This window comes from Thermomonas sp., from assembly GCF_047606765.1.
Classification (GTDB): Bacteria; Pseudomonadota; Gammaproteobacteria; order Xanthomonadales; family Xanthomonadaceae; genus Thermomonas.
Genome location: NZ_JASGED010000135.1, coordinates 1 through 21703, shown reverse-complemented (window position 1 = coordinate 21703; position 21703 = coordinate 1). Strand labels below are relative to the sequence as shown.

22 protein-coding genes are annotated in these 21703 nt (G+C 65.3%); 3 read left to right on the top strand and 19 right to left on the bottom strand.

All coding sequences use genetic code 11. The features are described from left to right. Positions 1 to 46 precede the first annotated feature (46 nt). The 15 genes from QM612_RS12595 to QM612_RS12525 form a co-directional block, all read right to left on the bottom strand. Positions 47 to 895, bottom strand: a complete 849-nt coding sequence (locus QM612_RS12595; RefSeq protein WP_415254232.1) for a DUF4198 domain-containing protein — start codon at positions 893 to 895, stop codon at positions 47 to 49. 148 nt (positions 896 to 1043) lie between these two features. Then, positions 1044 to 1556, bottom strand: a complete 513-nt coding sequence (locus QM612_RS12590; protein WP_415254231.1) for a DUF2271 domain-containing protein — start codon at positions 1554 to 1556, stop codon at positions 1044 to 1046. An 18-nt stretch (positions 1557 to 1574) separates the two neighbouring features. Then, the gene (locus tag QM612_RS12585; RefSeq protein WP_415254230.1) at positions 1575 to 2204 is read right to left on the bottom strand and encodes a PepSY-associated TM helix domain-containing protein; all 630 of its coding nucleotides are present in this window, start codon (positions 2202 to 2204) and stop codon (positions 1575 to 1577) included. Continuing rightward, positions 2201 to 2878: a Fe2+-dependent dioxygenase gene (locus tag QM612_RS12580; RefSeq protein ID WP_415254229.1), complete on the bottom strand. Its 678-nt coding sequence runs from the start codon at positions 2876 to 2878 to the stop codon at positions 2201 to 2203. The genes QM612_RS12585 and QM612_RS12580 overlap by 4 nt, the downstream gene beginning before the upstream one ends. Before the next feature lie 52 nt (positions 2879 to 2930). After that, positions 2931 to 5201, bottom strand: a complete 2271-nt coding sequence (locus tag QM612_RS12575) for a catecholate siderophore receptor Fiu (protein WP_415254228.1) — start codon at positions 5199 to 5201, stop codon at positions 2931 to 2933. A gap of 273 nt (positions 5202 to 5474) precedes the next feature. Then, on the bottom strand, positions 5475 to 5807 hold the full coding sequence (locus QM612_RS12570; protein WP_415254227.1) for a non-heme iron oxygenase ferredoxin subunit: 333 nt from the start codon (positions 5805 to 5807) through the stop codon (positions 5475 to 5477). After that, positions 5804 to 6328: a GNAT family N-acetyltransferase gene (locus QM612_RS12565; RefSeq protein WP_415254226.1), complete on the bottom strand. Its 525-nt coding sequence runs from the start codon at positions 6326 to 6328 to the stop codon at positions 5804 to 5806. The genes QM612_RS12570 and QM612_RS12565 overlap by 4 nt, the downstream gene beginning before the upstream one ends. A gap of 37 nt (positions 6329 to 6365) precedes the next feature. After that, positions 6366 to 7637, bottom strand: coding sequence for a cysteine desulfurase (locus tag QM612_RS12560; protein WP_415254234.1), 1272 nt, complete (start codon positions 7635 to 7637; stop codon positions 6366 to 6368). A gap of 5 nt (positions 7638 to 7642) precedes the next feature. Further along, the gene (gene sufD / locus QM612_RS12555) at positions 7643 to 8902 is read right to left on the bottom strand and encodes a Fe-S cluster assembly protein SufD (protein ID WP_415254225.1); all 1260 of its coding nucleotides are present in this window, start codon (positions 8900 to 8902) and stop codon (positions 7643 to 7645) included. Then, positions 8902 to 9666 (bottom strand): Fe-S cluster assembly ATPase SufC, encoded by a 765-nt coding sequence (gene sufC / locus QM612_RS12550; RefSeq protein ID WP_415254224.1) that lies wholly within the window; start codon positions 9664 to 9666, stop codon positions 8902 to 8904. The genes sufD and sufC overlap by 1 nt, the downstream gene beginning before the upstream one ends. Before the next feature lies 1 nt (position 9667). Further along, positions 9668 to 10135, bottom strand: a complete 468-nt coding sequence (locus QM612_RS12545; protein WP_415254223.1) for a nucleotidyltransferase domain-containing protein — start codon at positions 10133 to 10135, stop codon at positions 9668 to 9670. Beyond that, complete coding sequence (locus QM612_RS12540) at positions 10119 to 10328, bottom strand: hypothetical protein (protein WP_415254222.1); 210 nt, start codon at positions 10326 to 10328, stop codon at positions 10119 to 10121. The genes QM612_RS12545 and QM612_RS12540 overlap by 17 nt, the downstream gene beginning before the upstream one ends. Next, on the bottom strand, positions 10325 to 11812 hold the full coding sequence (gene sufB / locus QM612_RS12535; RefSeq protein ID WP_415254233.1) for a Fe-S cluster assembly protein SufB: 1488 nt from the start codon (positions 11810 to 11812) through the stop codon (positions 10325 to 10327). Before sufB ends, QM612_RS12540 begins: the two co-directional genes overlap by 4 nt. A gap of 10 nt (positions 11813 to 11822) precedes the next feature. Then, a complete protein-coding gene (locus QM612_RS12530; protein WP_415254221.1) occupies positions 11823 to 12272 on the bottom strand; it encodes an SUF system Fe-S cluster assembly regulator in 450 nt (149 codons plus the stop codon). A gap of 66 nt (positions 12273 to 12338) precedes the next feature. Continuing rightward, positions 12339 to 13199 carry an alpha/beta hydrolase gene (locus QM612_RS12525; RefSeq protein ID WP_415254220.1) on the bottom strand — a complete coding sequence of 287 codons (861 nt, stop codon included), beginning with the start codon at positions 13197 to 13199 and terminating at the stop codon, positions 12339 to 12341. A 111-nt stretch (positions 13200 to 13310) separates the two neighbouring features. On the opposite strand from QM612_RS12525, the gene QM612_RS12520 reads away from it, so the two are divergent. Beyond that, complete coding sequence (locus QM612_RS12520) at positions 13311 to 13775, top strand: SET domain-containing protein (protein ID WP_415254219.1); 465 nt, start codon at positions 13311 to 13313, stop codon at positions 13773 to 13775. A 280-nt stretch (positions 13776 to 14055) separates the two neighbouring features. On the opposite strand, the gene QM612_RS12515 is transcribed toward QM612_RS12520, so the two are convergent. From QM612_RS12515 to fusA, 3 genes are read right to left on the bottom strand one after another with little or no spacing between them, the layout of a single operon-like run. Continuing rightward, positions 14056 to 14775 (bottom strand): hypothetical protein, encoded by a 720-nt coding sequence (locus QM612_RS12515; RefSeq protein ID WP_415254218.1) that lies wholly within the window; start codon positions 14773 to 14775, stop codon positions 14056 to 14058. A gap of 2 nt (positions 14776 to 14777) precedes the next feature. Continuing rightward, positions 14778 to 15329, bottom strand: coding sequence for a hypothetical protein (locus tag QM612_RS12510; protein WP_415254217.1), 552 nt, complete (start codon positions 15327 to 15329; stop codon positions 14778 to 14780). Between the two features lie 60 nt (positions 15330 to 15389). Next, on the bottom strand, positions 15390 to 17453 hold the full coding sequence (gene fusA / locus QM612_RS12505) for an elongation factor G (protein ID WP_415254216.1): 2064 nt from the start codon (positions 17451 to 17453) through the stop codon (positions 15390 to 15392). Between the two features lie 286 nt (positions 17454 to 17739). On the opposite strand from fusA, the gene QM612_RS12500 reads away from it, so the two are divergent. Continuing rightward, entirely contained in the window at positions 17740 to 18477 is a 738-nt protein-coding gene (locus QM612_RS12500; RefSeq protein ID WP_415254215.1) for a glycine zipper 2TM domain-containing protein, read from the top strand. Positions 18478 to 18708: 231 nt separating this feature from the next. Here the strand turns inward: QM612_RS12500 and QM612_RS12495 are convergent, their stop codons facing one another. Continuing rightward, positions 18709 to 19590, bottom strand: coding sequence for a PhzF family phenazine biosynthesis protein (locus QM612_RS12495; protein WP_415254214.1), 882 nt, complete (start codon positions 19588 to 19590; stop codon positions 18709 to 18711). An 89-nt stretch (positions 19591 to 19679) separates the two neighbouring features. Between QM612_RS12495 and QM612_RS12490 the strand changes: the two genes are divergently transcribed. After that, a partial coding sequence (locus QM612_RS12490; RefSeq protein ID WP_415254213.1) for a bifunctional aspartate kinase/diaminopimelate decarboxylase occupies positions 19680 to 21703 on the top strand: 2024 nt, incomplete at its 3' end.

The following is a 21703-nucleotide window of genomic DNA, read 5'->3' as shown; positions in this document are numbered from 1 at the left end:
TCCGCCTTCGGCACCTTCTCCCCGCATGCGGGGAGAAGGAACAACATTACTGCGGCAGGACTTCAAGGGTGGCGACGTAGCTCAGGCGGCGTTGCTTGGCCTGCGGCACGCTGGTCTTGTCGTCGGTAGTGCTGGTTTCCAGCCAGTACATGCCGGCTTCCGGCCAGTTCACCTTGAACTCGCCGTTTGCATCGGTGGTCACGGTGATCTCATCCTGCGCGTTGCGATAGCGGGTGCCGCCGCGCACGATTTCGATTTCCAGGCCGGCCGCGGGCTTGCCATCGACCAGCAGCTTGAAGGTGGCTTCCTCACCGGCGAACAGGTCGTTCGGATGGGTGACGGGCGCAAGTTCCAGACCCTTGCCGATGGTGGCCACGTTGCTGGTGCTGCCGTTGGTGACGAAGGTTTCCACGCGGCTGATGCCTTCGCTCACCTTCACGTTTTGCGCGTTCTTCGGAATCTTGTTTGCGATGTCATCGGCGCTGGCGTTGCGCAGGAAGCAGCCACGCGGGCCGGCAGGTGCCGGCTTGCCGTCGGGGCCGGGGCACAGCTTGTCGGCGGCTTCCCAGCTTGCGGACACGCCACCGCCGGTATTGGCGATGCGGTAGGTGCCTTGTTGTTGCAACTGCACGTCGAACACGCTGCGGTACTTGCCGGTGGCGGGGTTCTGCGGTGCATGCGTGCTGCCGTCCGGCGCGGTGATGACGATGTTGTCCAGGCGCATCGCGACGTGATCCGGGTAGTAGAGCTGGTTGGACACGGCGGCATCGACGGTGACCCAGACATCCTTGCCGGCAACCACGGTGGACGAGGGCACCAGCCACTGCTTGTGGGCCAGTGCGGACAGCGGCAGCACGAACAGGGCGGCGGCGAGGGCGAGGGTATGGCGCTTCATGAGGGGCATCCTGTGTTGTCGAGAATGTGGGTGTCTCTCCTTCCCCTTCAACGGGAAGGCCGGGATGGGGATGGTGTTGTTGCGCTGATGTCACATGTGAACACCATCCCCACCCAACCCTCCCCTTGAAGGGGAGGGCTTTGAAGCATCACGGCTTGGCGGACAGGGTGATCTTGCCCAACTCGGTCTTGCCCTGGGCACTGCCGGTGGCGGGCTTGCCCTTCCACTCGAAGGGGATCTTCAGCAGTTCGCGGCCACCGACTTCGCGCGCGGCCTCGACCACCAGCGTGTAACTGCCCGGCGGCAGCTTTGCCAGTTCGGGATGCTTGTCATCGAACTTCAGCGCGTGCTTGCCAACAGGGCGGGTGGGGCCGGTCACGCCATCCACCGGCACCTTCAGCGCGCGCCCACTCTTGCGCCACCACTGGCGCAGGTCGGGTAGCCACTTGGTGCCGTGGCCTTCCTTGCCCTCGCTCATCTGGTACCACACGGCCAGGTTGGCGGCGACCTTCTGGTCAGCACCTTCGACCCACAGCGCCACGTACGGGCGGTGGTATTCGGCGACGTTGAGCTTGGGGATCTCGACGTTGACGGACAGCTCGGCGGCTTGGGCCGGGGCAATCAGCAAGGTGCCAAGGACGATGGAAACGGTCATGCGCATGGGGACGCCTTCTTGGGGTCAGTGGATGAAAAGCAGTGCAAGCAGCATCGGGATCAAAAGACCCAGTGCGACCAGCGGCCAGGTAGCGCGGCGTTGGCGCGCGTGCAGCCAGAGCAGGAACAGGCCGGTGGCGGTGAACACGATGCAGGCCACCGCGAACAGGTCGATGAACCAGCTCCACGCGGTGCCGGCGTTGCGGCCCTTGTGCAGGTCGTTGAGCCAGGCCAGGGTGCCGCGATCGGTGCGTTCGTATTCCAGTGCGCCGTCCGCGCGCTGGATGCTGAGCCAGGCGTCCTTGCCCGGGCCCGGCATCGACAGATAGATCTCGTGTTCCGACCATTCGGCCTGCCGGCCATCGGCCACGATGCCGTGGGTTATGCGCAACCAGTCGGTCAGCTTTGCCGGCAAGGGGGCGTTGCCTTCGTTACGCTGTGGCAATGCCGCCAGCAATGGCGCGGGCAGCGTGGCTTCCACGCGGGTCACGTCCGGCGTGGTTTCGATGCTGGCGGCATGGTTCAGGGTGATGCCGGTAATCGAAAACAACAACATGCCCACCAGGCACACGGCGGCGCTGATCCAGTGCCACTGGTGCAAGGTGCGCAGCCAGTAGCCGCGACGCTGCTGGGCAAGCAGGGCGTTGTCGCTCATGGCTCGGCCCAGCGCCTCAGCAGGTTGTGATACACGCCGGTCAGTTGCAGCACGGCCTCGGCATCGGCGTTGCTGGCGCGCAGGCGCTGGATCGCGCCATCCATTTCAAACAGCATCCGCCGCTGGCTATCGTCGCGCACCAGGCTCTGCACCCAGAAGAACGAGGCGATGCGCGCGCCGCGCGTGACCGGCATGACCCGGTGCAGGCTGCTGGCGGGATAGATGATGGCGTCGCCCGCAGGCAGCTTGGCCTCGTGCTCGCCGTAGGTATCGCTGACGATCAACTCGCCGCCGTCGTATTCCTCCGGCTCGGCGAGGAACAGGGTGCAGGACACATCGGAGCGCAACTGCTCGCCCTGTGCCAGGTTCATCACCGCGCCATCGACATGGAAGCCGTATTCACCGCCGCCGGTATAGCGGTTGAAGCGCGGCGTGAGTGTTTTCAGCGGCAGCGCCGCGGCGAAGTACAGTGGATTGCGTGCAAGTGCCGCCAGCACGATGCGTGCAAGTTCCGCGCGTACGGGTGAAGCGTCCGGCAATTGTTCGTTGCGCTTGACCTGCGCGCCCAGCGTGCCGACGGTCTCGCGGCCGTCGGTCCAGTCTGCGGCATCCAGCGTGGCGCGCAGATGTGCCAGTTCGTCGCGGGTGAGAACGTTGGGGACGTGCAGCAGCATGGCGGCTCCATGGGACGCGCGGCGGAGCACAACTCCGCCGCGCGTTCGGACATCAGAAGCGGAAGTCCGCGCTCAACAGGAACGTGCGCGGCGTGCCGGGAGTGTAGCGGTAGCCGCTCTTGTTGATCGATGCCACGTAGTGCTTGTCGAACAGGTTGTAGCCGTTCAGGCGCAGGCTGATGTTGTCGTTGACCGGGTAGGACAGCACCATGTCATAGACCGTCCACGACTTGGTGAACTTTGGCGTGCCCACCGCGCCATCAGTGCCGCGATGCAGGCCCGCCGTATAGCGCACGCCACCGCCAATGGTCAGGCCGAACGGCAGCTTGTAGGTCGTCCAGCTGGTGAAGGCATCGCCCGGCGTGTAGGTCAGGTTGTTGGTGCCATCGGCGGTCGGCAGGGTGCCATTGGCCGGGTTGGAAACCGTAGTGTCCTGGCGGGTGTAACCTGCGGTCAGCGCCCAGTTCTCGGTGATGTTGCCACCCATCGAGAGCTCGACGCCCTTGACGTGCTTCTTGCCGTCCTGGAACCAGCCTTCGGCGGCACTGCCGGAGATCTCGTTGGTCACGTCGGTGCGGAACAGCGCCAGGTTGAGCATCAGGCCGCTTTCGGTCAGCTGCCACTTGCCGCCGATTTCGGTGGTTTTCGCCTTCTGCGGATCAAGGTTGGGATTGTTGGCACTGTTGGCGGACGTGCTGAGCTGGAAGTTGGCCCCGCCCGGCGGCTGCTGCGACTGCGCAACATTGGCGTACAGGCTGAGCGCATCCACCGGCTTGTAGATGACGCCGAGCTTCCAGTTGGTCAAGGTGCCGGTTGCCTGCAACGGGGTTGCCACGCCGGCTGCGGTAATCGTGGTGTAGCGGGTCTTGTAGCGGTCCGATCGCACACCGGCGGTGACCTGGAAGTGTTCGCCGAACTTGAGGGTGTCGAACAGATAGGCCGATGTCGTTTCGGTCTTGCCGTGGTTGCTGGCACCGGTATGCGCCCAGGTCAGGGTGCCGGCGTCATTCCAGTCCGGGTTGTACAGGTTGGCCGGCGGGCGCGTGCCGGTGGCGGCAAGGGAGTAGATGTCCTGCTCCTCGCGGGCATATTCCAGCCCGATGCTGAGGAAGTGATCGACCGCGCCGGTGCTGAAATCCGCGCGCAGGTTCAACTGATCGGTCAGGATCGCGTTCTGCTGGTCCTTGAAGGTGTTGAGGCTGCGCGCCAGGGTGTAGGTGGACAGGTCACTCTGATCCGTCCATTTGATGTTGCCGGTGCCGGCGGCGTTGCTGGTGCCCATGAATGCGGTCAGCAGGTAGTCCTGATCGGTCTGGCCCCAGCGCAGGGTGTTGCTGAGCTTCAGCGTTTCGCTGAAATCGTGCTCGAAGCGCAACGTCGCCATCTGCGCGGTCACCTTGTCGTGATCGTCGCGGGTGCCGTAGAAGTTGCTCGGGTCAACCGGGTGGCCCACCAGGTTTTCCAGGCCCGGCTGCGGCGTCCAGCCCGGCAGGCCGACGGTCGGCACGAAGCCGTCCGGCACGTTGTCCTGCTTCACGTACAGCAGGTTCAGCCAGACCCGGGTGTTGCCATTCAGGCCAAAGCCCAGCGACGGCGCAAAGCCGAAGCGGCTGTTGTTGACGTGGTCGCGGCCCGGCACGTCGCTGTCCTGCCACATGGCATTCAGGCGCAGTGCGGCGGATGCGCCCAGCGCGGTATTCCAGTCGGCGGTGGCGCGCTTCTGGCCATCACTGCCGACCGAGACGCTGCCGCCCAGCTTCTCGCGCAATTGCGCCTGCTTGGTCGCCATGTTGATCGCGCCGGTGGGCGCGCTGCGGCCGGTGTCGCTGCCGGCCGGGCCCTTCACCACTTCCACCTGTTCCACGTTGAACAGGTCGCGCGCGATGCTGCCAAGATCGCGCACGCCATCGACGAAGATGCTCGACGTGGAATCGAAGCCGCGCATGTACACGGTGTCACCGGTGCTGGTGTTGCCGTTCTCGCCGGCATAGAAGGTGCCAACGGCGGGGCTGTTGCGCAGCGCTTCGGTCAGGGTGGTGGCGCCCTGCTCCTGCAGCAGTTCCTCGCCGATCACCTGGATGGTCTGCGGCGTGTCCTGCAGGGTCTGGGTGAACTTCGGCGACACGATGAAGCTGCGCAGGCCACGCACCTCCACCTTGTCCAGGGTCTTGGCGTCCTGCTTGGCCTTGTCTGCATCGGCGCTGTCGTCGGCGGCATGGGCCATCAACGGCATGGCCAGTGCCAGGCCGGCAGTCAGGGCAGTGGTGGCGAGATGGGTGTGCGTGCGGCGCACGGCGTGCTTGCGGGATTTGATGTGGGTCATTGGGCTGCGGGTCGTGGCTGGCAGACCGGTTCAGGGCCGGGTCTTGCCGGAGTGGAGGAGGGGTGGGGCCTGGCGCCGACGGCATCGCCGCCTGCGGGCTGGGCGCAGGAATAATAGTGAGAACGATTCCCGTTTACAACGGAAATTTCACATCGTGGCCGATTTCTGCCTCGATCAGCTCATCGGGAGCAAGGGCTGCGCTGGGCGAAAGCCTTGGGTTCGATGCGTCGAAGTCGCGCGCGATGCGGGCATCTGCGGCGTAGCAGGAAGGCGTCAGCGGTCGTCGCGCACCCAGACCATGCCGCCTTCCACCTTGACCGGGAACTTCGCCACCGGCTCGTAGGCGGGCGCGCACAGGGCGCGGCCGTCGCGCACGTCGAAGCGCGCACCGTGCAGGATGCATTCCACGCTGCCCTCCGCCGCGTCGAACGCACCGGACGACAGTTCGAAGTCCTCGTGGCTGCACTTGTCTTCCAGCGCATGCAGGGTGCCGTCCAGGTTGAACACCGCGATGCCGGCTTCGGTGACCTCGTCGAACACGGCCTTCATCTCGCCGGGCAGCAGCTCGGCGGTGGTGCAGACATACGTCCAGACAGGCTCGCTCACAATGCTTTCTCCAGCACTTCAAAGCGCAGGTCGTCGCGCAGTGGCAGGCCGAAACGCGCATCGCCATAGGGGAAGGGCTTGAAGATGCCGGTACGGCGGTAGCCCCGGCGTTCGTAGAAGGCGATCAGTTCATCGCGGATATCGATCACCGTCATCCGCATCACGGGCAAACGCCAGTCCTCGCGGGCGATGCGCTCGCATTCGGCCAGCACCTGCTTGCCGATGCCGCCACCTTGCAGGCCGGGTGCAACCGCGAACATGCCGAAGTAGCCGGCATTGTCTTCCTCCGCTACATGCGCGCATGCCAGCAACTTGCCTTCGGTTTCCGCAAGCAGCACGCGGCTGCGCGGGCGTTCGATGTCGGCGCGCAGCACATCCGGGTCGATGCGGTTGCCGTCAAGGAAGTCGGCTTCGGTCGTCCAGCCTGCGCGGCTGGCATCGCCGCGATAGGCGGACGTGACCAATTCAACCAGTGCAGGAACATCGGCGTCGGTAGCAGCGCGGAAACGAAGAGCGTTCATGCGTCCATTGTAGGGCGGGCCTTGGCCCGCCGATGCCTCAACCCAGCAGCAGCCGGACTTTCTTCAGCGCCGAAACAAACGCCTCGATTTCCTCGTGCGTGTTGTAGAACGCCAGCGATGCACGGCAGGTGGTGCCAACGCCGAGCCGCTGCAGCAGCGGGTGCGCGCAGTGCTGGCCGGAGCGCACCGCCACGCCTTCCAGGTCAAGCAGGGTGGCGATGTCGTGCGAATGGGTGCCGTCGATGGCAAAGCTCACCACCGCTGCCTTGTCTGGTGCGGTGCCGAAGATGCGCAGGCCGTCGATTTCCTGCAATTCCCCGGTGAGATGCGCCAGCAGCTCGCGCTCGCGCGCTTCGATGTTGTCCATGCCCAATGCAGACAGGTAATCGACCGCCGCGCCAAGCCCGACGAAGCCGGCGATGTTCGGCGTGCCGGCCTCGAACCTGTGCGGTGGGTCGTTGAACACGGTGCCGTCGAAGCGCACCTCCTTGATCATCTCGCCGCCGCCGAGGAACGGCGGCATCGCTTCAAGATGCTCGCGGCGCGCCCACAGCGCGCCGGTGCCGGTGGGGCCGCACATCTTGTGCCCGGTCAGCGCATAGAAGTCGCAGCCAATCGCGGCCACGTCCACCTTGCGATGCGGCACCGCCTGCGAGCCATCGACCACGGTGACGATGCCGCGCTTGCGTGCCTCGCGGCAGATCTCGCGCACCGGGTTGACCGTGCCCAGCACATTGGAGGTGTGGGCCACGGCCAGCAGCTTCACTGCACTGGTCATCGCCGCACGCAGCGCGTCCATGTCCAGCGTGCCGTCCGCACACAGTTCCACGGGTTTCACCGTCGCGCCGGTGCGCTGTGCGACGAGTTGCCACGGCACGATGTTGGCGTGGTGTTCCATCCGCGTGACCAGAATCACGTCACCGGGTTGCAGACGCGGTAGCGCCCACGAATACGCCACCAGATTGATCGCGAAGGTGGTGCCGCTGCACAACACCAGTTCGTCGGCGCGCACATTGAGGAATCGCGCCAGCTTGGTGCGCGCGCCTTCGTAGGCCTCGGTGGCCTCGCTGCCGAGTGCATGCACCGCGCGGCTTACGTTGGCATTAAAGCGGCGATAGAAATCGTCGGTCGCCTCGATCACGCAAGCAGGTTTCTGTCCGGTATTGGCGGAATCGAAATAGACCAGCGGCTTGCCGTGGACTTCGCGCTGGAGCAGCGGGAAGTCGGCGCGTACCTGTGTCCAGTCAATGCTTCTTGCTCCCTCCCCTGCGTGCAGGGGAGGGCTGGGGAGGGGGTGCTTCTTGTCCATGACGCTCATGCGTCCAGCCGCGCCAGCGTGCGTTCCAGCGCGGCGTCCGCGATGCTGCGCACTGAATCGTTGCTGATGCCGGCAACGATTTCACGGCAGAACGCGCCGGTCAGCAGGCGGCGTGCGTCGGCCTCGTTCAAGCCGCGCGAACGCAGGTAGAACAGCGCGTTGGCATCCAGTTGGCCGACGGTTGCGCCGTGCGCGGCCTTCACTTCGTCGGCGTGGATTTCCAGCACCGGCTGGGTGTCGATCTCGGCCTCGGCGGACAACAGCAGGTTCTTGTTGGACAGGTCGGCTTCGCTGCCGTCGGCACCGGCGCGGATCACGATGCCGCCGTGGAACACGGCCCTGCCGCGCTGCCCCGCAAGCCCGCGCCAGCGCAGGCCGCAGCGGGTGTCGCTGGCGATGTGTTCGATGCCAAGGCGCGTATCGAGGTGACGACGGCCATCGGCCAGCAGCACGCCGTCGGCGTCCAGCGAAGCGCCTTCGCCTTCCAGCCGCACGTTCAATTCATGGCGCGACAGTGCGCCGCCGAGTTCCAGATCGCAGCGCGCGTAACGTGCCTCGCGTACGAGCACCGCATCGGTGCGTGCGAACAGGCTGGCGCGCGGGGCTTCGTCCTGCACGCGCACATGCCGCAGTTGCGCGCCGGCAGCGACATGGACATGGGCGATGGTGTTGGCGAGGTGTGCATGCTCGCCAGCGGCGATGTGGTGTTCGACGATGGAGGCCTGCGCATCGCGGCGCAGTTCGATGAAGTGGCGCAGATGCCATGCGGCGTCGGGCGCGCTTGCTCCAACGAAGACCAGATGCAGCGGAGCCGCAAGCTGCACGCCATCTTCGATCCGTAATACCGCGCCTTCGCGAGCCAGTGCCGCGTTGAGCCGGGCGAATGGCTCGTCCGTGCGATCAAAGCGACGTTGCAGGAAGTTGGTGGCGCGCGCTTCATCGCCATCGGCCAGCAGGCACGACAGCGGTTGCAGTGATACGCCTGCGGGCAGGTCATCCAGCGCACTGAGCGCAGCGTCGAACTGGCCGTTGACGAACACGATGCGCGGCGCGGGAATTGCAGCCAGCAGCGCGGGATCAACGGCGACCGGTTGCGGCGTGGCGAAGTTGCGCCGTTCCAGCGCGCGCAGCGGCGTGTACTTCCACGCTTCGGTACGCGGGCCGGGCAGGCCATCGCGCAACAGCGCGTCCAGCGCGGCGCGGCGGTCGGCGTCGCCTTCAAAACCAGCGGCCAGCGAGTCGAGCAGGGCGCTCATCAGGCGGCAGCCTCCGGCGCGACCCGGTTCTTCAGGAAGTCGTAGCCGTGCGCTTCCAGTTCCAGTGCCAGCTCCGGCCCACCGCTCTCGACGATGCGGCCGTCGGCCAGCACATGCACCACGTCCGGCTTGATGTAGTCGAGCAGGCGCTGGTAATGAGTGATGACGACGAAGGCGCGCTCGGGCGAACGCAGCGCGTTGACGCCATCAGCCACCGACTTCAGCGCGTCGATGTCCAGGCCGGAATCGGTTTCATCGAGAATTGCAAGCTTCGGTTCCAGCAGGGCCAACTGGAAGATTTCGTTGCGCTTCTTCTCGCCGCCGCTGAAGCCTTCGTTCACCCCACGATGCAGCAGTTCGTCCTTCAGGTGCAGCACGGCGAGCTTCTCGCGCACCTTCTTCAGGAACTGCATCGAATCAAGTTCTGCCTCGCCGCGTGCCTTGCGCTGCGCGTTCAGTGCCGCGCGCAGGAAATAGGTGTTGTTCACGCCGGGGATTTCCACCGGGTACTGGAAGGCCAGGAACACGCCGGCAGCGGCGCGCTCTTCCGGTGCAAGGTCCAGCAGCGGCTTGCCGTCGAACGTGACGGTGCCTGCGGTCACGTCATAACCGTCGCGCCCGGCCAGCACATTGCCCAGAGTCGATTTGCCCGCGCCGTTCGGGCCCATGATGGCGTGGACTTCGCCGGCCGCAACGGCAAGCGAAAGTCCCTTGAGGATTTCCTTGCCGGCAACGGTGGCGTGGAGGTTGTCGATCTTCAGCATGTCAGTAACTCGTGGGGTCTTGCGGGTCGTCCAGTGATTCGATGTCGGCCAGGTCCTGCAACCGGCCAACGGCCTGCTTGTTCCTGCGCAGGTCGTCCAGCCCGATCACGGAAATGGAAACATCGCCCAGCGGGACGACGATGCGGTTCTTGAAACAGGCGTCGAAATCGACGCCATCGGCAAAGTTGATCAGTTCGATGGCATTCGGCTCCGAACCGAGTACCAGCATGGCCCGTGGTTTGCAGAACGCCGCCGGGGACGTTTGCAGGTCGCGGAAGCCGAACTCGCGCAGAGCGGCGATCAGCCGTTCGGCATTCGCTTCACTACTGCGAAACCAGACATCGAGATCCTTGGTGTAGCGGACATGCCCGTGTACACCGAGGGCAACGCCGCCAACGACGAGATACTCGACGTCATGCGCTTCCAGCGCCGCGAGGAACGCCTTCCAGTCGTCACGGAGTTGCGACATGGCGTACCTGCATGACGTACTCGAATGCGGTGTTCCCACCCTTGAACAGATCGTTTCCTTCGCGGTGCAGTTGCAGGGTTTCGCGCAGGCGCTCCTCTGGCGAGCGCGTGCGCCAGTAACGCACGGGCTTGGGCGGATGCTCGCCAGCGCCAAGGTCGAAGATGCGTACGACGCGCTCGATGCTTCCGCTCATCCCACGCTCCCTTCAAGCGACACATCCAGCAGCTTCTTCGCTTCCACCGCGAACTCCATCGGCAGTTCGCGGAATACTGATTTGCAGAAGCCATCGACGATCAGGCTCACCGCATCTTCCTGTGCGATGCCGCGGCTGCGGCAGTAGAACAACTGGTCGTCGCTGATCTTGGAGGTCGTGGCTTCGTGCTCGACCGTTGCGCTCGGGTTCTTCACCTCGATGTAGGGGAAGGTGTGCGCGCCGCAGGTCTTGCCGATCAGCAGGCTGTCGCACTGGGTGTGGTTGCGCGCGCCTTCGGCGCTTGCGGCGACCTTCACCAGCCCGCGATAGCTGTTCTGGCCGCGCCCGGCGCTGATGCCCTTGCTGACGATCTTGGACTTGGTGCGCTTGCCGACGTGGATCATCTTGGTGCCGGTGTCGGCCTGCTGGCGGTGGTGGGTCAGCGCGACGCTGTGGAACTCGCCGACGCTGTCATCGCCCAGCAGTACGCAGCTCGGGTATTTCCAGGTGATGGCGCTGCCGGTTTCCACCTGCGTCCACGTCACCTTGCTGCGTGCGCCACGGCATTCGGCACGCTTGGTGACGAAGTTGTAGATGCCGCCGACGCCGTTTTCATCGCCCGGATACCAGTTCTGCACCGTCGAATACTTGATCTGCGCATCGTCCAGCGCCACCAGTTCCACCACTGCGGCGTGCAGCTGGTTCTCGTCGCGCATCGGCGCGGTGCAGCCTTCAAGGTATGAAACGTAGGCGCCTTCCTCGCAGATGATGAGGGTGCGCTCGAACTGGCCGGTGTGGCCGGCGTTGATGCGGAAGTAGGTGCTCAGTTCCATCGGGCAGCGCACACCCTTGGGGATGAACACGAAGCTGCCGTCGGAGAACACTGCCGAATTGAGTGCGGCGAAATAGTTGTCGGCCACCGGCACGACAGAGCCGAGATACTGACGCACCAGTTCCGGGTAGTCCTTGATCGCTTCGGACATCGAGCAGAACACGATGCCCTTCTCGGCCAGCTCCTTGCGGAAGGTGGTGCCGACACTGACCGAATCGAACACGGCATCCACGGCCACGCCGGCCAGCTTGGCACGCTCGTGCAGCGGCACGCCCAGCTTGTCGTAGGTGTCGATCAGCTCCTGCGGCACTTCGTCCAGCGATTTGTATTTCGCTTTCGGCGCGCTGTAATAACTCAGCGCCTGCAGGTCGATCGGGCCGATCTTGAGCTTGGCCCAGTCCGGCATCGGCATGCTCAAGAAGCGCCGGTAGGCGGCCAGCCGCCAGTCGGTCATCCACTCCGGCTCGCCCTTCTTGGCGGACAGCGCGCGGATGATGTCCTCGGACAGGCCGGGCGGCAGCGAATCGGATTCGATCTGCGTGATGAAGCCGGCGGTGTACTTGCGACCGAGCTGCGCGTGGATCTCCTGATTCTGGAGCGGCGCATTCTCGACCGGAGCTTCGTTTTCGATGATGGCGCTTTGGCTGGTCATCGTCATGTCCTCATGCGTTCGCCAGTTGTGCGGCGATGCCCCTGCGCGATGGTCGCGGCGCGGGCGACACCATCTCGGCCAGGCTGATCCCGCGCAGCGCGTCGGCCACCACGTCGTTGATGCGACGCCAGTTGGCGCGCACGCCGCAGGACTGCTCGATACCGCAATGGCCGTCGTGCAGGCTGCATTCGGTCATGCCCAGCGGGCCTTCCATCGCCTCCACGATTTCCACAAGGCTGATCGCCTCCGGCGCGCGGGCAAGACGGTAGCCGCCGTTGGCACCACGGAAGCCCTCCACCAGCCCGGCCTGCGCCAGCGGCTTGAGCAGCTTGGCGACGGTGGGCGCTTCCAGCCCGGCCTGCTCGGCCAGTTCCGGCGCGCTGAGCACGTCCAGCGGACGCGCGGCGAGCACGGTCATGACCAGGGTGGCGTAGTCGGTGAGTTTGGTGACGCGGAGCATCGCGGGAACCGGCCTCGATGCCGGCGGGGGTTAAAACGTACCGGAATTGTACGATTTAAGCCGGGGCTAGTCCACGAGGTGGTCGATCCAGTCGGACACGGCGCGGGTATAGGCCGATGGTTGCCCCAGCGTCTTGTTGATCTCGCCGTGGTTCAGGTCTTGCGGCAGCACCTGCATCGGCACGCCTAGCATGCCGGCCTTGCGCGCGAAGCCGCGGGCCTCGTCGCAGGGCGATGTGGGGAAATGGCGTGGCGCGGAGCAGACCAGCAGCATTGGCACGGCATTGCGCCCGATCCGGGCAGCGGGCGAGGTCGCCGCCCAGTACGCGCGATCCTCGCCAAAGGCATCGCGATACAACGGCGGCACGCGCCGCTGGGTCATCAGTGCGGTCACGTCCAGCGCGCCGCTGTCCAGCGATACCACGCCCAGCGGTCGCAACGCGCCGGCCTGCGCCAGCATCGCGGGCTCGCTGCCGAGCAGGGCGACCAGGTGCGCGCCGGCGGAATGGCCCATCAGCACAACGCGCCTTGGATCGGCCCGCCACTGCGGTGCGCGTTTCTGCACCGAGGCCACGGCGGCAGCCACGTCGCGCGCCTGCTGCAGCGGGTCGGCGTCGGGTAGCAGGCGGTAGTTCACATTGACGAAGACGTAGCCCTTCGCCAGCCAGTGCGCGGCCTTGTCGCCGGCCACGCCGGGGTTGTGCTTGTCGCCGTTGCGCCAGCCGCCGCCGTGGACCATCACCAGAATCGGTGCGCCGGGCCGCAGGCTGGCCGGCAGATGCACGTCATAGCGCTGGCGGGCGTGCGGGCCGTAGGCGATGTCGCGATGGACAGTTGCTTGCTGCACATGGCGCTGGCGCGCATCGGCGAATGGAGTCGCAATGGTGAACGCAGCAAGCAGCAGGCTGGCGATGGCGATGCGTTTCATCGAAAGGCTCCGTGGGCGGGATGCGACAGACAACGCACGATGTGCGATGGCCGTTGACCGCAACCGGCCCCGCCGGGTGACAATGCAGGCCCCGTCCAGCGTTGCAGCCAGATGCCCAAGAAGATCGTCACCCGCAAATCCGCCATCCACGGCAACGGCATGTTTGCCGTCGCACAACTGAAAAAGGGTGAGCGCCTGATCGAATACAAGGGTCGCCGCCGCACCCATGAAGAGGTCGATGCCGGCGACAGCGGCGACATCGAAAGCGGCCACACCTTCCTGTTCACGCTGAACGATGAGTGGGTGATCGACGCCAACTACGACGGCAACGACGCGCGCTGGATCAACCACAGCTGCGACCCGAACTGCGAAGCAGTGCTGGACGAGGATGAGGACGAGCCGAAGCACTCGCGCGTTTTCATCGAGGCGATCCGCGCGATCAAGCCGGGCGAGGAACTCACCTACGACTACGGCATCACCCTTGCCGAGCGCCACACCCCGCGCCTGAAGAAGATCTGGGCCTGCCGCTGCGGCGCGAAGACCTGCACCGGCACGATGCTGCGGCCCAAGCGCTGAAGGCGCGATTCGCGCGTAGATGCGGCGCTAGGGAAGGTCTGAACAAGCCGTCATTCCGGCGAAAGCCGGCCGCTTCTGACAAACGAATGTTTGTCCAATCCCTCTTTTTGGTAAGTCACTGAAAAAGCTGGATCCCGGCTTTCGCCGGGATGACGTTTCGAGAGTTGTTCAGAGCTTCCCTAGCTCCGCATCTGGATATGTCAGACACGTCGTAGGCGCGGAGCTTGCTCCGCGCAACACGCATGCCGAACAAGCTCGGCATCTACGGGCGTGTCGTTCGTTACTCGTCGTCGTGCGGCCAACTGATCGACAGTTCGCCGATGACGAGTTGCTTGCCGATGCCGGGCCATTTGGGATCATCACTGCGAAACACGGCATCGCCTGATGGCAGCTTTGCGTCGCCCGTCGCGTCGCGCGGTGCCAGCGTCACCGCGTGGAACAGGCGCGCGCCGACCGTATTCGCCAGCTTGCCGCCGTGCCAGTCCTGCACGCTGCCGCCGTAGTCCCAGTCAAGCCCGTAGAAGCTGACCGGCGCACCATTGAGCGCCACCAGCTCCGCCAGCGACATGCCGGGGCGCAGGCCATCGGCGGCATGCCACAGCGTGTTTGCTGCGGACACGCGCAGCGACTGGATCGGCGCGTCCTTGTTGTCGGCATCCAGCACCAGTTCCAGCCGCTTGCGCGGATCATCGGGATGGATCACCAGCGCGGGATAAGTGCCGATGCCTTCCGGGCCGGGAAAGGTTTCCTCGCCCAGATTGTCCTTGCCGAAGCGCGCCTGCAGTTCGGCCACCGTGGTCAGTGGATGCAACGTGCCGGGCAGTTCCCATGTTTCGATGGTTTCAGCGGCGGCGCTTGCAGGTTCGATGATTGCGGGCACTTCCGCTCGTGCAGGTGCGGGTTTCGGTTGCGCGACAGGTTGCGCCGGCTGCGGTTGCGGCGAGCAGGCAGCCAGCAGGATGCCGATGCCCACGACAAAGCAGTGGCAAGGTGTGCGCATGCTCAATCCAGACGCAGGGTGATGATGCCGGGGTCGATGTCGATGCGTTCCAGCCGGCGCGACGTCATGCGGCTGGACACGCTGTCGTCAAGGCGATACACCGGCTCGTCGCGTGCGTAGTCCAGCAGCCAGGCGTTGAGCAAGGTGCGTGCGCCTTCGTTCATCGCACCGCCCAGCGCAGGCACATCAACCGCGACGATCTCTGGCTGGTCCATGTGCAGCCCGCGCGTGCCGGCATCAAAACGCAGCCCGCTTTCCACCGCGAAATGCCCGGACGGCGTGCGCGCATTGCTGCCCATGCCAGCAATGCCGATATCGAACTCCAGCCGCAGCCTGCCGCCCCCCGGCAGGCTCAGGCGCGGGTTGAGCAGGCTGATGCTCACCAGCCCGCCCAGCTTGCTGTAATCGCGCGGAAACCGGCGCTCCAGCTGCGCCTGCAATTGCGGCGCGGTGAAGGCGATGTCGCGGCCCAGCAGCACCGCACTGCCAAGACTGGAACACGCCGCGAGCAGGATCGCCAGCAGCGGGATGAGGAGGAAGCGAAGCTTGCGCATGGTGCGTCCTGCGAAGTGGGTATGCACACGATAGCGCGCATCCTGGGGCGGTGCGCTGGATCAGTCCTCGTCGTGATGCGGCTTGTAGGCCTCCACCAGTTTCTGCTGCACCTGTGGCGGCACCGGCTCGTAGTGGCTGAAGTCCAGTGCGTAGCGGCCACGACCGGCAGTGACGGATTTCAGTTCCGCTGCATAGCCTTCCAGTTCCGATAGCGGCACCTGCGCCTTGACCACGATCTCGCCGCCGCGCAGGGCGTCGGTGCCGCTGATGCGGGCGCGCTTGGCGGCAAGCCCGCCGCTGATGTCGCCCATGTGCGTTTCCGGTGCGGTCACTTCGAGATCCGCGATGGGTTCCAGCACCTGTGGTCTGGCTTTCGACACCGCATCAAGGAAGGCTTTCTTGCCGGCGGCGATGAAGGCGACTTCCTTGGAATCCACCGGGTGGTGCTTGCCGTCATACACGATCACGCGCACGTCCTGCATCGGGTAGCCGGCCACCGCGCCGCCAGACAACACCTGGCGGATGCCTTTTTCCACCGCCGGCAGGAACTGGCCGGGGATGGTGCCGCCTTTCACCTCATCGACAAACTCGAAGCCGCCGCCGCGCGGTAGCGGTTCGATGCGCAGGAACACTTCGCCAAACTGGCCCGCACCGCCGGTCTGCTTCTTGTGGCGGTGGTGGCCTTCGGCCATGCCGCTGATGGTTTCGCGATAGGCGATGCGCGGTGGATGCGTCTTCACTTCCACGCCGTAGCGATCCTTCAGGCGCTGCAGCATCACCCGCAGATGCAGGTCAGACAGGCCGCGGATCACCGTTTCGTTGGTTTCGGTGTTGTGTTCCACCGCAAAGGCCGGGTCTTCCTCGGCCAGCTTGTGCAGGGCGGTGGCGAGCTTCTGCTCCTGTCCCTTGCTGGCCGGTTCCACCGCAAGGCCGAACATCGGCTTGGGGAAGGCCATCGGCGCAAGGTGGATGTGGTCCTCGTCGTGCGAATCGTGCAGCACGGCATCGAAATGCAGTTCGTCGATTTTCGCCACCGCCGCGATGTCACCCGGCACCGCCTGCGTGATTTCGATGTGATCCTTGCCCTTGAGCTTGAACAGATGGGCGACCTTGAACGGCTTCTTGCCGTCATCGACGAACAGCTGCGAATCCTTTTTCACCGTGCCCTGATAGACGCGGAAAATGCCCAGCTTGCCGACGAAGGGATCGTTGACGATGCGGAACACGTCGGCGATGACGTGCGCGGCTGGATCGGGCTTTGCCTCGATGGGCGCGGCTTCGCTGCCGCTGCCTTTGACGAACTGTGGTGGATTGGCTTCACCCGGATGCGGGAACAGCTTCTCGGCGATGTCCAGCAGTTCCTTCACGCCCGCGCCGCTGCGCGCGGACACGAAACACACCGGGATCAGATGCCCTTCGCGCAGGCATTGCTCGAAGGCATCGTGTAGTTCCGTGCCGGACAGCCCGTCCTCGCCAAGGTCGAGGTAGTGGTCCATCACCGTTTCGTTGATCTCGACCACCTGATCGATGATCTTCTGGTGCCAGTCGGCAACCGGGCCGAGGTCGCTGCTGCCCTCGCGCTGACCGAAACAATCGATCACGCGCGTGCCGCCATCGGCGGGCAGGTTGAGCGGCAGTGCTTCCGGGCCGAACTCCGCGCGCAGTGATTCCATCAAGGCACCAAGATCGTGGCCTGCGTGGTCGATCTTGTTGACGATGATGGCGCGGCACAGGCCGCGTTGCTTGGCGTAGTCCATCATCCTGCGGGTACCGTGGGCGATGCCGGTATCGGCATCGATCACGACCGCAACGGTTTCCACGGCGGCGAGTGCGCCCAGCGCGGGGCCACGGAAATCGGGATAGCCGGGAGTATCGATCAAATTGACGTGGACAAGCTGGTTACCAGCCGCCGCATGATCGGTGCTGGCGATGGCGGCGTCGATGGAATGGCCGCGTTCCTTCTCGATCGGGTCGAAGTCGGACACGGTATTGCCGCGTTCGATGGTGCCTGCCGTCTGTATCGCGCCGCCGGCATGCAGCAGGGCTTCAAAGAGAGTGGTCTTGCCGGCGCCGGGGTGGCCTGCCAGGGCCACGTTGCGGATCTGTTGTGTGCTGTAGGACATGAGCCCGTTCCTCCTTCGCGTGGATGGACGTGCGTCATGGCTGTCCGCGCTTTGCGCCGGAGCTTGGCGCTCGGCGGGCGGTCATGGCGTGCATGCAGGTTTGAGGCACGCACCTTAGCGCAAGCGGCAGCGGCGATGTCTTGCGCCGCAACATGCGGATGCCGGCAAGCTGTCGGCGCGCTAAACGCACGCGCGGCGGGCGGCTGTGTTCAGGTTCGCGTCAAACCCGACGCCGCATCGTTGCGCCAACGCCGGCCAATTCCTGTCACCGGCCTGGGGAACCACCATGAAGCGCCCTGTCGCAATCCTGCTTGCCCTCGGTCTTGCTGCTGCCAGCACGAATGCGTTCGCCCAGTCCGGTTACGACCGTTACGACGATGGCCGTTACGACAACGGTCGTTATGACAGCGGGCGCTATGACGATGGTCGTTACGACGACGGCCAGTATCGTCAGGACGGTGGTACCCATTACGACTACGCGCGGGTGATCCGTGTCGATCCGGTGCTGGATGGCAGCTATCGCAGCACCGCCAACGATTACGGCCAGCGCCGCTGCTACGAGACCACCACCAACGACGGCTATGCGCGTGATGGTTATTACCGCGATGGCTACTACGACGAGCGCTATGGCGATTACGACCGCAATGGCTACCGGCGCGGCAGTGATTCCGGGCGCAACGTGGCGACCATCGTGGGTGGCATCGCCGGCGCGGTGCTGGGCAGCAAGATGGGCGGCGGCAGCGGCACATACGCCGCAACTGCCATCGGTTCGATGGTGGGCGGCATGGCCGGGCGCGAAATCTACGACCAGACCCAGCGCAATCGTTCGCGCACCGCCACGGTGCGGGTGTGCGATCCGGAGCCGGTGGGCCGCTATGGCGACGGGCGCTACGACAGCTACCGCACCAGCGGCGCGAATGCCTACGACGTGACCTATGAATACAACGGTCGCCGCTACACCCGCCGCATGGACTACCACCCCGGCGACCGCGTGCGCGTGCGGGTGGATGTGTCGCCGGAATAAAGGCGTCACGATGGAATGACGAAGGGGCCGCAAGGCCCCTTTGTTGTTTCGGAAGTTCGTTCCAGCGTCGCTCGTCATCCCGGCGAAAGCCGGGATCCAGCTCTTTTGTCCTGTATCCAGACGACAGAAAGAAAAACTGGATTCCCGCTTTCGCGGGAATGACGAGCCAGAGCAGTTTGCGACTTTCGAGCCGCAAAACGAATGCCCGCCAGCCTCATCGAATCCGCGCGACTACTCCGCCCACTCCAGCGTGCCTGTTACCACCGGCACCGCGCGACCGCCTGACCAGACATCGCCATCGGCATCCACGGTCAGTTCGATGATCGCGTCGAAGCCGACTTCGCGACCCTGGCTGACCCGATAGAAACCGCCGGGCTGCGCGGGCAGGGCATCGCGCTCGGCCAGCCATGCGGCCAGCGTGGCATTGGCCGCGCCGGACGCGGCATCCTCGAAACAGGCCGGTGCGCCGACAAAGGCGCGCACGGCGAAGTGATAGACCGGGTCGCTGCTGCGCGCATACACGAACAGGCCCATGCTGTCGGTGGCTTCGGCCAGCGTGGAGATGGCGTTCCAGTCCGGTTCGATGCTGCGCAGATGGGCTTCGTCGGCCAGTTCCGCCAGCCACCAGCGGCGACCGCCATCCATCAGCACCGGCGGAAGCTCACCCAGTCGCAGGCCGGCAAGAGGCCCGCGCAGTCGCGGATCGTCGGGTGTGGCGATTTCCTGCACGCGGGCGCGCGGCACGCGCACGGCGATGGTGCGCTCGCTGCCTTCGCCATGCACCCTCAGCGGCAGTTTGCCGGCGATGCCGTCCTGTACCAGCAATCCGTCGCGCGGCGTTGCCAATCCAGCATCCAGCAGGACATGCGCAGTGCCGACGCTGGGATGGCCTGCGAACGGCACCTCGCGGCGCGGGCTGAAGATGCGGATGCGATGGGTGGCATCGTCCGACGTTGCGGGAAACACGAAGGTGGTCTCCGGCAATCGCGTCCAGCGCGCGATGGCCTGCATCGCAGCATCGTCAAGACCATCGGCATCCAGCACCACGGCCAGCGGATTGCCCGCGCCGGGGCGCGAGGCGAAAACATCAAGTTGCACATAACGACGTGGCATGGCGTGGGGCGCAGTCCGGGGATGGGGGCCGCTAGAATGCACCACCGCCCACGCCGGCGGCATTCCCTTCCTTCATCCCGACAGGACCCATGTCCACATCCCCCGCGCCCGATAACCCCTGGCTTGTGCTCAAGTTCGGCGGAACCTCGGTGTCGAAACGCAACCGCTGGGACAACATCGGCAGGCTGGCCGCTGGCCGCGCGAGCGACTTTGATGCACGGGTGCTGGTGGTGGTGTCTGCATTGTCCGGCGTCACCAACGAGCTGACTGCGATTGCCGATGGTGCCGCCGACAGCGCGGAGCGGGTGGCGAAACTGGAAGCGCGGCATCGCGCGTTCTGTGCCGAGGATCTGGGTCTTGATGCCGAAGCCGTGCTGGGCGCGCGTTTGTCCGCGCTGCGCGCCCTGCTGGACGATCCGCGCGCGGCCGCGCGCACGCTGGACTGGCAGGCCGAGGTGCTGGGGCAGGGCGAATTGCTGTCATCCACGCTGGGCGCGGCTTATCTGCATGCGCAGGGGCTGGACATCGGCTGGATGGATGCGCGCGACTGGCTGCATGCGCTGCCGCCGCAGCCGAACCAGACGGCGTGGTCGCAGCGGCTTTCGGTCAACTGTGAGTGGCAGGCCACTGCCGACTGGCGCGCGCGTTTTGCAGCGCAGCCCACCCGCATGCTGATTACCCAGGGCTTCATTTCCCGGCACCGGGATGGCGGCACCGCGATCCTCGGGCGCGGCGGCTCGGATACGTCTGCCGCGTACTTCGGCGCGCTGCTGGGTGCGCGCCGCGTGGAAATCTGGACCGACGTGCCCGGCATGTTCAGCGCCAACCCGCGCGAGGTGCCGGACGCGCGCCTGCTGACCCGCCTGCATTATTACGAGGCACAGGAAATCGCCACCACCGGCGCGAAGGTGCTGCATCCGCGTTCGATCAAGCCCTGCCGCGATTCCGGCGTGCCGATGGCGATTCTCGATACCGAGCGCCCGCACCTGCCGGGGACCAGCATCGAAGGCGGCATCGAGCCGGTGCCGGGCGTGAAGGCGATCAGCCGCCGCAACGGCATCGTGCTGGTATCGATGGAAGGCATCGGCATGTGGCAGCAGGTCGGCTTCCTTGCCGACGTGTTCGAGCGTTTCCGCCGGCATGGGTTGTCGGTTGACTTGATCGGCACCGCCGAAACCAATGTCACCGTGTCACTTGATCCTTCCGAAAACCTGGTCAGCACCGACGTGCTGGCCGCGTTGTCTGCCGACCTGTCGGAAATCTGCCGGGTCAAGGTGATCGTGCCCTGCGCCGCCATTACCCTGGTGGGGCGCGGCATGCGCTCGCTGCTGCACAAGCTGTCGGCGGTGTGGGCAATGTTCGGGCGCGAGCGTGTGCATCTGATTTCGCAGTCGTCCAATGACCTCAACCTGACCTTCGTGATGGACGAAGCCGCCGCCGACGGCATGCTGCCGCAGTTGCACGCGGCGCTGATCGACAGCGGCGCGATGCCGGTACACGAAGAGGACGTGTTCGGCGCGCGCTGGCGCGAGATCGAAGGCAGCGTGCGTGCGCGTCCGACGCCATGGTGGCGCGATGCCGATGAGCGCGATGCGCTGCTGCAACTGGTCGAGCAGGGCGGGCCACGCTATGCCTACCACCTGCCCACGGTGCGCGAACGTGCGCGCCAGTTGCTGTCCATCGGCGCCATCGACCGCCGTTATTACGCGACCAAGGCGAATGCGCACCCGGCCATCCTGCGCGCGCTGGAGGCGGAGGGCTTCGGCCTTGAATGCGTGTCGCGGGGCGAGCTGGAGCGCGTGTTCGCGGCGCTGCCCGGCATCGACCCCGCGCGTGTCCTGTTCACGCCGAGCTTCGCGCCGATCAGCGAATACGAAGCAGCGCTAGCGCGCGGCGTCACCGTCACCGTGGACAACGTGGAGCTGCTGCGGCGATGGCCGGAGGTGTTCCGTGGTCGCGCACTGTGGTTGCGCATTGACCTCGGGCATGGCGATGGCCACCACCAGAAGGTCAACACCGGCGGCAAGGAGGCCAAGTTCGGCCTGTCCGCGCAGCGGGTGTTGACCTTCTGGTGGTGGCCATCGCCATGCCCGAGGTCAATGCGCAACCACAG